This is a genomic window from Pseudoalteromonas sp. 23_GOM-1509m, assembly GCF_000518425.1.
Taxonomy (GTDB): domain Bacteria; phylum Pseudomonadota; class Gammaproteobacteria; order Enterobacterales; family Alteromonadaceae; genus Pseudoalteromonas; species Pseudoalteromonas tetraodonis.
Genome location: NZ_KI912436.1, coordinates 78,286 through 90,481 on the forward strand (window position 1 = coordinate 78,286; position 12,196 = coordinate 90,481).

The 12,196-nt window shown below is 39.4% G+C and carries 12 protein-coding genes; 5 read left to right on the forward strand and 7 right to left on the reverse strand.

Features of this window, described 5'->3' with window-relative positions; genetic code table 11:
- Positions 1 to 87: 87 nt before the first annotated feature.
- Entirely contained in the window at positions 88 to 411 is a 324-nt protein-coding gene (fdxA, locus tag N523_RS0118655) for a ferredoxin FdxA (RefSeq protein WP_008114035.1), read from the reverse strand.
- 188 nt (positions 412 to 599) lie between these two features.
- On the opposite strand from fdxA, the gene N523_RS0118660 reads away from it, so the two are divergent.
- A complete protein-coding gene (locus N523_RS0118660; RefSeq protein ID WP_028834773.1) occupies positions 600 to 2,207 on the forward strand; it encodes an NAD(P)/FAD-dependent oxidoreductase in 1,608 nt (535 codons plus the stop codon).
- A 92-nt stretch (positions 2,208 to 2,299) separates the two neighbouring features.
- On the forward strand, positions 2,300 to 3,805 hold the full coding sequence (locus N523_RS0118665) for an amidase family protein (RefSeq protein ID WP_028834772.1): 1,506 nt from the start codon (positions 2,300 to 2,302) through the stop codon (positions 3,803 to 3,805).
- Positions 3,806 to 3,835: 30 nt separating this feature from the next.
- Here N523_RS0118665 and N523_RS0118670 read toward each other — a convergent pair whose 3' ends face one another.
- Complete coding sequence (locus N523_RS0118670; protein WP_028834771.1) at positions 3,836 to 5,137, reverse strand: DEAD/DEAH box helicase; 1,302 nt, start codon at positions 5,135 to 5,137, stop codon at positions 3,836 to 3,838.
- 317 nt (positions 5,138 to 5,454) lie between these two features.
- Here N523_RS0118670 and N523_RS0118675 point away from each other — a divergent pair, with 317 nt between their 5' ends.
- On the forward strand, positions 5,455 to 5,922 hold the full coding sequence (locus N523_RS0118675; RefSeq protein ID WP_028834770.1) for a DUF3015 family protein: 468 nt from the start codon (positions 5,455 to 5,457) through the stop codon (positions 5,920 to 5,922).
- Positions 5,923 to 5,961: 39 nt separating this feature from the next.
- Complete coding sequence (locus tag N523_RS0118680; protein ID WP_028834769.1) at positions 5,962 to 7,779, forward strand: Lnb N-terminal periplasmic domain-containing protein; 1,818 nt, start codon at positions 5,962 to 5,964, stop codon at positions 7,777 to 7,779.
- A gap of 72 nt (positions 7,780 to 7,851) precedes the next feature.
- Here the strand turns inward: N523_RS0118680 and dapA are convergent, their stop codons facing one another.
- Complete coding sequence (dapA, locus tag N523_RS0118685; protein ID WP_028834768.1) at positions 7,852 to 8,769, reverse strand: 4-hydroxy-tetrahydrodipicolinate synthase; 918 nt, start codon at positions 8,767 to 8,769, stop codon at positions 7,852 to 7,854.
- A 172-nt stretch (positions 8,770 to 8,941) separates the two neighbouring features.
- Between dapA and N523_RS0118690 the strand changes: the two genes are divergently transcribed.
- Positions 8,942 to 9,595, forward strand: a complete 654-nt coding sequence (locus tag N523_RS0118690; RefSeq protein WP_028834767.1) for a DUF6058 family natural product biosynthesis protein — start codon at positions 8,942 to 8,944, stop codon at positions 9,593 to 9,595.
- A 137-nt stretch (positions 9,596 to 9,732) separates the two neighbouring features.
- Here N523_RS0118690 and N523_RS0118695 read toward each other — a convergent pair whose 3' ends face one another.
- The 4 genes from N523_RS0118695 to N523_RS19590 form a co-directional block, all read right to left on the reverse strand.
- Entirely contained in the window at positions 9,733 to 9,987 is a 255-nt protein-coding gene (locus tag N523_RS0118695) for a hypothetical protein (RefSeq protein ID WP_028834766.1), read from the reverse strand.
- A gap of 218 nt (positions 9,988 to 10,205) precedes the next feature.
- Positions 10,206 to 10,811, reverse strand: coding sequence for a DUF4326 domain-containing protein (locus N523_RS0118700; protein WP_028834765.1), 606 nt, complete (start codon positions 10,809 to 10,811; stop codon positions 10,206 to 10,208).
- The gene (locus tag N523_RS0118705) at positions 10,811 to 11,251 is read right to left on the reverse strand and encodes a DUF488 domain-containing protein (RefSeq protein WP_028834764.1); all 441 of its coding nucleotides are present in this window, start codon (positions 11,249 to 11,251) and stop codon (positions 10,811 to 10,813) included. The genes N523_RS0118700 and N523_RS0118705 overlap by 1 nt, the downstream gene beginning before the upstream one ends.
- 11 nt (positions 11,252 to 11,262) lie before the next feature.
- Positions 11,263 to 11,877 (reverse strand): dual OB domain-containing protein, encoded by a 615-nt coding sequence (locus tag N523_RS19590; RefSeq protein WP_028834763.1) that lies wholly within the window; start codon positions 11,875 to 11,877, stop codon positions 11,263 to 11,265.
- Positions 11,878 to 12,196: the final 319 nt, after the last annotated feature.

Consider the following 12,196-nt stretch of genomic DNA (forward strand, 5'->3'; position numbering starts at 1 on the left):
AAATTATACAGGTACATTTGTTAATAGTTGCGCGCTATTATTTGCAATAAAATTAACAAAAAACTAATACACAACGAAGTGGAATGATTATGTGTCGAGAAGTTTTAATTTATTAGCCACACCATTCCAGCTATCGGCATCTTCTGGGGCGGGTTTAACTTGGGTGATGCGTGGCCATATTTCTGCTAGCTCCGCATTTAATTGGGTAAACTCTTTTTGCGATTCAGGTAATTCATCTTCTTGAAAAATAGCATCAGCGGCACACTCAGGTACGCATAAACCACAGTCAATACAGTCAATAGGGCTAATAGCCAAAAAATTAGGACCTTCAAAAAATGCATCTGCAGGGCATACTGATACGCAATCAGTGTACTTACATTTTATACAGTTTTCGGTGACTACAAACGCCATAATGGTTTAATACCTAATGTTTCACAATAACAGTTGCGGATCATACCCAACCCTTACCAAAACACAATAAATAAGTGCCAAAAGTGGGCAATTTAACGTAACATATGGCACTTATAAATCAGCGCTTTGTGCACACCCCTTATTGTGAGCGGAATTTAATCCCCGCTATGACACCTAAAGAGATATTAATGATACGTTTAACCGAAATAAAGCTGCCGCTTGACCATGACGAAAATGCCATTGGTCAAGCCATCATCAATAAATTAAATATAAGCCCAGAGCAGCTACACAGCTACAATGTGTTTAAACGCGGTTACGATGCACGTAAAAAAAGCGCCATTTTACTGATTTACACGCTTGATGTTGAAGTGGATAACGAAGCACAACTGTTAACCTCGTTTGAAAAAGACCAACACGTTAAAGTCTCCCCTGACACCAACTACAAATTTGTAGCACACGCTAATAGCAGCATTAAAGAGCGCCCTGTGGTAATTGGCTTTGGCCCTTGTGGCTTATTTGCCGGTTTAGTGCTGGCACAAATGGGCTTTAAACCAATTATTTTAGAGCGCGGCAAAGAAGTGCGTGAACGCACCAAAGACACTTTTGGTTTTTGGCGTAAAAAGGCGCTAAATACCGAATCAAACGTTCAGTTTGGTGAAGGGGGTGCAGGCACGTTCTCAGACGGTAAGCTCTACAGCCAAGTAAAAGATCCCAAACATTATGGTCGTAAAGTGATCACTGAATTTGTAGAGGCTGGTGCTCCTGAAGAAATTTTATACGTTAGTAAGCCGCACATTGGCACCTTTAAACTGGTGACCATGATTGAAAAAATGCGCGCCCGTATTATTGAACTCGGTGGCGAAATTCGTTTTAGCACACGCGTTGACGATATCCATTTAGACAACGGCCAAGTTACAGGGCTTACACTTTCTAATGGTGAACAGCTTAACACTCGCCATGTGGTATTAGCAGTTGGTCACAGTGCCCGTGATACGTTTAAAATGATCCACGATAAAGGCATTTATGTTGAGGCAAAACCCTTTTCAGTGGGCTTTAGAATAGAACATAAGCAATCAATGATTGATGAATGCCGCTTTGGCGATAATGCGGGTAACCCTATTTTAGGCTCTGCAGATTACAAATTAGTACACCATTGTAATAACGGCCGTACTGTATATAGTTTTTGTATGTGCCCTGGCGGCACAGTAGTTGCCGCAACATCTGAAGAAGGCCGAGTCGTCACCAATGGCATGAGCCAATATTCACGTAGTGAACGTAATGCTAACAGCGCTATTGTAGTGGGTATTTCGCCAGAAAAAGACTTCCCTGGGCATCCCCTAGCCGGCATTGATTTACAGCGTAAACTAGAAGAGCAAGCCTATGAACTTGGTGGTAAAAACTACGATGCCCCTGCACAGCTTATTGGCGACTTTTTAAAAGGTAAATCATCGGCTAATTTAGGCGATGTACAGCCTTCGTATACGCCGGGCATAAAACTGACTGATTTGAGCAAGGTATTACCTCCTTTTGCGATTGAAGCCTTGCGTGAAGCAATTCCAGCCTTTAACAAGCAAATTCGTGGTTTTTCAACTAATGATGGCTTACTCACTGGGGTAGAAACGCGTACTTCATCACCAATAAGTATCAAGCGCGATAAAACCTTCCAAAGTATTAATACTAAAGGGCTTTACCCTGCAGGTGAAGGCGCGGGTTATGCGGGTGGTATTTTATCAGCGGGTATTGATGGTATTAAAGCCGCAGAGGCGGTTGCGTTATCGATGCTAGAAAACGCCTAACTCGACTTAATCGACCTTTATCGAAAAACCTCACAATGTGAGGTTTTTTTGTGCTAAAAATAACCTGTGTTTCCATAAAATAGATAATAACAATGAGTATAAAACGGCTACTTTTAACCTTATGTGTTTGTACAATACCGAATTTACACGCAGCGGATAACAATACAGAGCTTAAAACCATTAGTGACATTCACAATGCCTATAAAAATAACACCACCACGGCTGAACAGCTTACCCGCACTTATATCGACAGAATAAACGCGCTCAATCCTAAATATAATGCGGTAATTAGTATTGAGCCCACTGCAATTGAACAAGCCAAACAACTCGATGCTCTGTTTAAAGCCGGAAAATGGGCAGGCTCTTTACATGGTATCGCGGTATTACTAAAAGATAACATTGAAACAACAGGTACATTACCCACCACAGCGGGTTCATTAGCACTTAAAAATAACGTTACTAATAACGATGCCTTTGTGGTTAAACAATTACGCCAAGCAGGGGCGATTATTTTAGGCAAAGCGAACTTAAGTGAATGGGCTAATTTTCGCTCATCGTATTCATCATCTGGCTGGAGTGCCATTGGCGGACAAACCCATAACGCCCATGATGTAACTCGTAATCCGTGTGGTTCAAGCTCGGGCTCTGCTGTGGCGGTTGCTTTAAATTTTGCGCCTATTGCGCTGGGCACTGAAACCGACGGCTCAATTACCTGCCCTGCATCTGTTAATGGGGTGTACGCCATTAAACCCAGTATGGGGCACGTTTCGCGCGCAGGCGTGATCCCACTTTCTAGTAGCCAAGATTCGGTAGGCCCAATGGCGCATTCTTTGAAAGATGCACTCGCGGTATTATCAGTCATTCAAGGTGAAGACTCAGACGATGTATCGACACTCAACGTAAATAGAACGCTTGATAGCATAGCGGTTAAATCGTCACTGAGGATAGGCGCGCTTCCAGCCAGTAAGTTTACTGTGGCAACACAAAAGCTTTACGCTAAGCAGTTACAAACATTAAAAGACGCAGGTCATACCGTTGTCAATGTTGAAGTAAAAGATGACTTAAGTACGCTTTACGTTGATGAATACGCCATCCTACTTTACGACTTTAAAGCCGAAATTAACCACTACTTAAGCAAAACACCAGCACAGGTAACCGTAAAAAGTTTAGATGAGTTAATCGCATTTAATAGCGCAAATAAACAGCAGGAAATGCCCTACTTTGAGCAAGATATTTTACAACAAGCTAACGCGGTTGATTTGAGTGAAAAACAACAATATCAAAACACCAAAGCGCGATATCACGCACTTGCAAAGCGCGCTATTAGCAATTTATACAGCAATAATAAGCTAGATATTGTAATTGCGCCTACCGTTTCACCGGCGTGGAAAACAGATTTAATTAACGGCGATAACTTTAAAGGCAGTAGTAGTTCATTACCTGCCATTGCAGGGACGACCCATATTACTTTGCCGGTTGGTAAAGTAAGCCACTTACCGGTTGGCTTATCAGTTATAGCTAATCAGAACAATGAAGCGGCTGCGTATGCGTACGCTGCAATTATCGATAATGTATTAGGCACAAAAAAACCTGAGTAAACTCAGGCTTTTTTTAATGGCTTAGCTGTCTTACTTTTTAAGTGACAGCTTTTCGCCTTTTAAGCTTTTACGTACATTAGAAATACGCGAACGGTTTTTCGCTCTCGCTTCACCGGTAGCTTGGCCTGATGGCTTATTAGCACGGGTACGGCGTAAATGTGCTGGCTTTTTACCAATTTTATCAATCAGCACTTCACGATTACTTACTTCGTAACCTTCTAAGTAAACACGTTTAATTTTTTGACCAATTAAGGTTTCAATTTCAAACAACATGTTTTCTTCTTCGCGGCTAACAAACGAAATAGCTTGTCCTTGGTTACCAGCACGACCGGTGCGGCCAATACGGTGAACGTAATCTTCAGCAAGCCAAGGTAAATCAATATTAATAACGCGCGGTAAACCGTCAATATCGATACCACGGGCTGCCACTTCTGTTGCAACTAGCACGCGTACTTTACCTTCTTTAAATTCACGCAACGCACGACGACGGTTACCTTGCGATTTATCGCCATGACATACTGCCGCTGGGATACCGTCTAAGTTAAGTTCAGTTACTAACTCATCTGCGGTTTCTTTCATGTTTACAAACACTAGCACTTGCTGCCAGTTTTTCTTACCAATCAGCTCAGAAAGCAACTCTTGCTTACGGCGCTCTTCTACTGGGTAAACCACGTGTTGTACTGTGCTTGCGGTGCTGTTAGTTTGGTCAACACGGACAATTTCAGGCTGCTTTAACACTTTAGAGGCAAACTGTTTAATTGCTGCTGGGAAAGTAGCTGAAAACAATAAAATTTGACGCTCATCTGCACAGCTTTTTATTACGCTTTGCATGTCATTAATAAAGCCCATATCGAGCATACGGTCAGCTTCATCAAGGACTAAATGTTTTACTTGAGCAAGGCTTAAGTTACCTAAACGAATATGATCCAGTAAACGCCCTGGTGTTGCTACTACAACATCAACACCTTCTTTGAGTGCAATTTCTTGTCCTGCGGTATTAACACCACCAAATAAGCTCACTACTTTTAACTGAGTGTACTTAGCAAAGTCTTTAAAGTTATTCGCAATTTGCTCTGCAAGCTCACGCGTAGGCGCAAGGACTAAGGCGCTTGGCGCATTCGTAGTGCTGCAATCTGACTCAAATAACTTTTGAATAATAGGGAGTGCAAAGGCAGCGGTTTTACCTGTACCGGTTTGTGCACTTGCTAAAACGTCTTTACCTTTACGAACAGCCGGAATAGCTGAGCGCTGAATGGGCGTAAGGGTGTGGTAATTAAGTTCGTCTAACGCCTGAATAAGTTCAGGGGCAAAACTAAAAGATTTAAAATTCATTGCTGTATAACCTGCGGCCACATTATCAAGGGTCGCAAATTATACAGTAAAATCGCTTAAACAGTTAGTTTTAAACACCAGAAACCGCTAATTTATAAAATGCAGGGTAATTAGCTATTATTAGCCGCTGTTAGAGTTAGTTAAATGATTTTAACTCGCAATATTTATTCCCGCTAATTCACTTATTTATTGCACTTTTATAAACTTTACACCGTTGTTTTACATTGTGTTACACAACCATTTGCATTTAAATAACTAAAGCAGGTACACTTTCACGCCCGTTTTGTGGGGCGCATATAAATTAAAGGAAATTAATAATGATAAAAAGATGTTTAACTGCTGCGGTATTAGTAAGCGCGTTCGTTTCAATGCCGTCACAAGCAAAAAGTGGCATCAACCCATGGCAACAATGTGGTATTGGCGCGATGGTTTTCCCAGACAATGGCGTTGCGGCAGCAATTTCTAATATTATTTGGGATTTAGGAACAACGGCGGTATCGTCTAACATTTCTTCAGTAGAGAGCTGTGAAGGCGCTAACGTAAAAACAGCGCAGTTTATTCAACAAACTTTTCCTGTATTAGAACAAGAAATAGCACAGGGTGAAGGCGAGTATATCTCTGCAATGCTTAACGTACGTGGTTGTGATGAAACTGCTCATCAACAAATTATCACTTCGGTACGCAGCGATTACGCAAATGCACCAATAGACAATGCACAAGCATTTTATGAATTAGTTGAAGGTAAAATTACCACTAACTTTTCATCTCAATGCGCTGCAATCTAATAATTAAAGGGCTTGACAGCCCTTTTTTTTGGTTAAACAATGAAACCTCTATTTTATTTAATTAGCTTTTTTTTATTCACCTCTTTCTCAAGTTCTGCCACGCAATCTATCTCTGTTTTAGCTAAGCATCCAATATGGTTGAAATTAGGGCATTACAAAAATCAACCAACTACTATTAGTTATATTACTAACGCATCCTTTTTTATCGCAGATAACGGACGTAATGATCCGGTTGCCGAATTAAAAGCAACAATCCATGCTTTTAATAACCTGCCCTCAATGCCATGTCGCTACCCTGCTCGTTACCAATGGCTCAAAGAGCAAGGTTTAACCTTTTCAATGCCAGCTGCAGAGTGCCCAAAATTAAAGCAATGGCGAGAGCAACAAGCAATTCACTCTGTTAGTTTAGTATTTGCATCTGGTTATATGAGTAATCCCGCATCGTTATATGGTCATTTATTACTTAAACTTAATCGCTCGACCGAATCAAAAAACAAATTATTAGATTACAGTATTAACTATGGCGCACACGTTCCAGATAATGAAAACGGCTTGGTGTATATTCTCAAGGGCTTGTTTGGTGGTTATAAAGCCGGTTTTTCAGATCAATTGTTTTATCGCCACCAGCACAACTATGGTGAAATAGAATTAAGAGATTTATGGGAATATACCCTCAATCTAAACGAGCGCGATGTGGTTTTTATTGCTAATCACTTATGGGAAATTTTAGGCACTGAATTTGATTATTACTTTGCCGATGAAAACTGTGCATTTCATCTTGCGCAAATTATTGAACTTGTTATTGGCGATCAACTAACCAGCGAAGGCGCTCCTTGGGTAATACCAGCCACTATTTTTTCAAGATTAAACACGGCCACTTACCAAGGCCAATCGGCGGTTAAAAAGATCACATTTACCCCCTCGCGCGACACTGTATTTGCCAAGCACGTTCAATCTTTAAGTGAAAAAGAGCTCAGCTTTGCTAAACAAATCTTTGCTGAATCAGCAGTACTTAAAAGCAAATCTTTTTTAGCTTTGCCAGTGCAGTCTCAAAAAGCCATTATTGGGGCTTTATTTGAACTCGTACAAGTAAAACAAATTCAAAAGCAAACCCCAGTAAAAATAAGTGAGTTAAAAAATGCACTTATTAAAGCGCGCTTAAAGCTGCCAATGGGCGAAAACAAAATAAAATTTCAATCTACCCAACAGCCACCACATCAAGGGCAAAAGCCCTCTAATAGCTCAGTTTCTGCGGTGCACACGGCTGAGCAAACACAATACACTTTGGGTTTCAGGTTGAGTTATTTTGATACCCTTGCCTCTGATATTGCCCGCATTCCATTTTCTAATTTAGAAATGTTAGATACCGAGCTGATGTTTACTGATGGCGAAACTTACATAAACAAAGTTCATTTATTAGATTTGGAGTCATTCAATCCAAACCAATTATCTTGGGCTAATGAATCTAAGTGGTCGTGGAAAATTAATGTTGGATTCGACAGACAACCAGCACTGTGCAGAACCTGTAAACGTAGCTTTGTTATGGGGGGAGCCGGACAAGCTTGGCAATTTAGCAACAACACCTTAGCCTATAGCTTAATTAATGGTTATTTAGGTGATTTAGCTAAAAACAGCCACTTTTATGATTCGTCGGTAGAAGTGGGGATTATTACTGGTACTGACTCAGGTATTAAACTTAAAGCATCCTACGAAAAGTCATTCTTAAATGCCAAAAACCCTGCGCAAACCAAACTAGAAATGGCAGTGCCTTTAAGCCAAGATATTGATATTAGATTAGCGGTCACTCACGCTAATTCAGCTATGTGGCAGCTTAAACTCAACTACTATTGGCAGTGATATAAAAAGGCAGCCTCTGTGTTTACAGTAGGCTGCTTTGAAAATTTAGTATTTAATAAATAGTCTAACAGTTTAAGATAAAATCAAAACCTTACTAATATCCACACACTGCGCTCGACTACCGACAAAATCTTGCTCATTAAGCTGATTAATTAGCGTTTCACCTTGTTGCTGTTGCTCATCGTTGAGCGGCACGTAAGGCATTCTAAAAACGGGGTTAACCGCACCTGTCATGATCATCGCGGTGTTAATGGCAATTGGGTTTGGCTCGCAAAACAGCCAGTTCATTAATGGTTGTAATGAGTTATTAAGCGCATCATTTTTACTATCCATTAATTGACGGAACAAACCTGGGATCAGGTTAGACGTAACTGAAATAACACCATGTGCTTTATGGATATGGCGTGCATCGTGTGCTTCATCATCATTACCAGACCAACACGCAATACCTTGTTGTTCATAGTGCGCTATACGCTCATTGCCACCACATTCTTTAACACCAATAAAATGCTCATGCTGTGCCAGTGGTTCAATAATATCTGGGGTGAGGTCTTGCCCTGTGCGCCCTGCTACGTTGTAAATAAACGCCGGACCAATATCAAGCACACGTTTAAAGTGCTCTTTAACACCCGCAATAGAGGTGCGCCCGTAGTAAGGGTTAATTTGCAATGAGGCATGCATGCCGCTGGCAAAACCATATTTTGTTGCTTTAATTGCTTCGCGCGTATTGTTACTACCGGTGTTACCTATAATCAGTAATTGCTCACCAAATTTATTGGCACTGTGCGCAATTAGCATTAAATGCTCTTCCCAGTTCATTAACTGGCCTTCACCGGTGGTGCCACCAACAACTATGCCGTCAACACCCGCTGCAATTTGTATTTCAACGAGTTCATCATACTTTGCAAGATCGATCTCACCGTTGGCTAAGTAAGGTGTTTTAATTGCAGTAATAAGGCTTGCTTGTTTAATTTGTTCTAGGGTGCGCATAAAAAAATCATTGTTATTAATACTTGCTCTATTTGTACCATATTTACCGCGCTATTTGCAGTGATAGCCAGTATTTAATTATAAAATGGCTTGTGTTATTGAGTTTGATGATACAAAATAAATAACTGTATAAATAAACAGTATTTTGTTTTTTACTATTAAGCGAGCCACTATGCGTTTATCTGACTATTTAAGCACTCACTTTTATCACACTGATGAGTTATGCCAAGCACTCAACATAGACACTGAAACTCTTGAAAATTGGCAAGCACAGAGCATTTTCCCTAAACCCAGTTATTGCATTAAAAATCAAATGAGCTGCAGCTCTTATTCAGGGTTGTATGAATGTGAAGAATACGACGATTATTACCCCCGAGGCTGTGTAAATTGGGGGCAAGGATTAGTTAAACAAAAAATTGAGTCATCTAACCAAGCTTTTAATCTGTTTGCCCAGAACTATACCCAATGTTTGGCAAAGCTTGCACAGCAAGGCTTTATATTTAACGAAGAATTGTTTGGCTGTGAAATAGAAGAACATTTACAGCAAGTGTGGCAACAATTTTTATGCAGCAAATATGGGGTACTTACCCAAAATGGCTTAATTGATGAAATTGTGGCTGTGGATATTGGCAGATTATTAGTAGACGATATAACCGAACTGCGCAGCAAAGCCAGTTTAGATAAGGATGAACGCATCCGCATTCACCCTGCTATGAAGCTTCTAAATAAAGCCCTTAGCCATGGCGCCGATCACGAAAAGCAACTCACATTACGTAGCCGCTATATTGATGCTCTTATTTTAAAATACGATTTATCAATTAAGTAAAGGGTCGTATTTGGCTGAGGAGTTTAGCTATGTATGGATTGTTGGTTTTATTAAACAATGCCAACACTGTGCTTTGCGGCTTATTTTTAGTGCAACGAGACAAACAGTCCGACAACTACGCCTTGTTAATTGCAGATTTACGATTTAGATATGATTTCATTAACCGCATGAGATACATCATCTTTTATTACTGACTCTTCAATAATTGGTATTACCCATGAGGCACCAAGCATTTCTAAAGAGGAACGCCAATCTTTCCATAGTTTCCCTTCAATGGTATCAAGATTATCAAGTCCAAATCTTGAAGATGCGCTCCACTGAGCAATTGAAGGCAGCTTAGGATCAACACTTTGCGCACCTAAAATAAACGGACGCTCCATATCTTCTAGCATAATTGCAAAATAATACTCTACTTTTTCAGTCTTATTTAGAGATTTAAAAATAGTTATCATTTTATCGCTCTGCTTCTTTTCTAAAAATTAAATATGGGTGTCTTGTTAATGTTGTTAATGTGTTTTAATTTTTGTTCTGTTTAAAAATAAAGCCGCGTTCTATGAAAATTAAGGAGCTATAACGGATAAATTTTCCACTGCAGCGCTTTATTACGTGCTTACTTACCGTCATCCCATGAATTTAAAAAATCAGCCAGTACATCACCGTGACAAGTTTGTGGTTTACAAAAGCAGCCTAACCGTTTCCCTGCTAATTTGTAAACTTCATCTTTATCTATGTTTAGAAATTTTTCAAAATCGAAATCATATTTATATTTTCTTATGACTTCTTCGCGATCATTACCTTCTTCATATATCGAGTATGGGTTTCCCCAATAAGACCCTCTGCCTATGTACTCATAACTAGGAGTGCTTTTCTCTGATTTGTATTTAGGTTCAGCTTTAATATTTATAACTCTCGTTATCAAAACTTTAATTACCCTCATAGGCTTTCCACTCAGCTCAAGTGTCGCAGTTTCTTCTTTAAACTCCTCGCCATCATCGAAAATAATGGCGTGGGTTATATCATTAGGAATCCAGTTAGCAAGCTCTTTAATTGACATTTTTTCTGAGTACTCAACACAAAGCTTTGCAATTAAACCGTTTGGATCAGATGGATACACCAGTATAGCATCGCCAAGACTCGAGATTATATTCGTAACTTTTCTTGAAAACTTCGAGTAGCAATTAAACTGTGGTGGATAAAGTACCAGTATTTTATTCATTAGTATAAATGTTTCACCTTTAAATCTAAGTCAGAGCTTTTGTTTAAATACTCAACAACCAGCCTTCTATGACAAAAATGCGGCTCATGCTCACTACACAGTAAACAACCGTGATCAAGTAGAGCAGGTTTTACCGAACGCTCAATATTTCTCTGCGACATGAGATTAAGAAATTTATCTTGGTAAACCTCCCAACTCATTTCACCTTTTTTGTAAGCACTCAACATATCCTTGGTGGGGGCTAACTCTGGAGTATGCACATATTCAGTTCCGCAAAGTTCTTTGAGGAAAAACTTTAGATCGTCTCTTTTTGCAAAACCAGCTAATTGAGAAACATTGTTAAGCCTTACATCTAGCAAAGTATTTATATTTGATTCTTTTATAAAACCAAAAAAAATCTCAGCATTCTTTTTAGTAAAACCAATTGTATATATGTCCATTTACAACCTCTCTAAAATACTGTTGCCACCAACTTGTAACAGCTACCTTCATACTCCTCCCCAAGACTAATACATAATATGTTTTGCAATGCACTTGAGTCTTGTATCAAAGCGTCGAAGTTTGGATCTGTTACAGCTAAGTCATATTGATTCCCGCTGTAGATAAAACTAGCACGCCTCTTATTATAATTATTTAGATATAAGTTTAAATCGCTAACTTCAATTAGGTAGAGAGACTGATCAATCTTAATTTCCCCATACTGAACCATTTTATAGTCAACCCTATCTCCTACTCCCCAAAGATCATCGGGGGAATCAAGATAGCGAAGCACTTCTGACTTGTCTATTTTATAGTTTTGTTGCCAAATAGAGTCATCTATTAAATAATTTTCAGGCTGATTTATAAGTGGTGCATGACACTCTAATCCAATAGTCACTTTCTGTAATGGTTTTACAAAAAATCTTCCATGTGGATTCTGGCACTTTGCTTGCTCATGTGACAGTTCCGCACCCGCTACATTGGAAACTGGACGCACCCATTTAGAACTATCAGTCAGCTTTCCTGCGACACAGTGCTGATGATGTTTTAGAGAATTTGCTAAAACTACTATTTGATGTTTACTCATTATCTCTCCTTGATACGAAACACAGCCACTTAACAATCTAATCTACTTAATTTGTCGGTTTATAAACCGTCAAATGTCTATATTCCTTTGTATTTATATTAACCATCAAAAAATATTTGTAAACAATTAGTTATCTCCAAACCTGTTTATGACTATGCAAAATTACACCCAAAGGGTGTGTTCAGTAATATTAGGCAAACCACTGCTATCGATGCAAACAGCAGTGTCTTATTAAAAATGGCTATTATGAAATCGTTTTTATTATGAAACAGCTTTGGATTTAAGAGGTAGCTGAAAAGGATGATATTTGAGCGGTATT

Coding starts and splice junctions, on each gene's coding strand:
- fdxA (WP_008114035.1), bottom strand. CDS start 411: ATGGCGTTTGTAGTCACCGAAAACTGTATAAAATGTAAGTACACTGAT.
- N523_RS0118660 (WP_028834773.1), top strand. CDS start 600: ATGATACGTTTAACCGAAATAAAGCTGCCGCTTGACCATGACGAAAAT.
- N523_RS0118665 (WP_028834772.1), top strand. CDS start 2,300: ATGAGTATAAAACGGCTACTTTTAACCTTATGTGTTTGTACAATACCG.
- N523_RS0118670 (WP_028834771.1), bottom strand. CDS start 5,137: ATGAATTTTAAATCTTTTAGTTTTGCCCCTGAACTTATTCAGGCGTTA.
- N523_RS0118675 (WP_028834770.1), top strand. CDS start 5,455: ATGATAAAAAGATGTTTAACTGCTGCGGTATTAGTAAGCGCGTTCGTT.
- N523_RS0118680 (WP_028834769.1), top strand. CDS start 5,962: ATGAAACCTCTATTTTATTTAATTAGCTTTTTTTTATTCACCTCTTTC.
- dapA (WP_028834768.1), bottom strand. CDS start 8,769: ATGCGCACCCTAGAACAAATTAAACAAGCAAGCCTTATTACTGCAATT.
- N523_RS0118690 (WP_028834767.1), top strand. CDS start 8,942: ATGCGTTTATCTGACTATTTAAGCACTCACTTTTATCACACTGATGAG.
- N523_RS0118695 (WP_028834766.1), bottom strand. CDS start 9,987: ATGCTAGAAGATATGGAGCGTCCGTTTATTTTAGGTGCGCAAAGTGTT.
- N523_RS0118700 (WP_028834765.1), bottom strand. CDS start 10,811: ATGAATAAAATACTGGTACTTTATCCACCACAGTTTAATTGCTACTCG.
- N523_RS0118705 (WP_028834764.1), bottom strand. CDS start 11,251: ATGGACATATATACAATTGGTTTTACTAAAAAGAATGCTGAGATTTTT.
- N523_RS19590 (WP_028834763.1), bottom strand. CDS start 11,877: ATGAGTAAACATCAAATAGTAGTTTTAGCAAATTCTCTAAAACATCAT.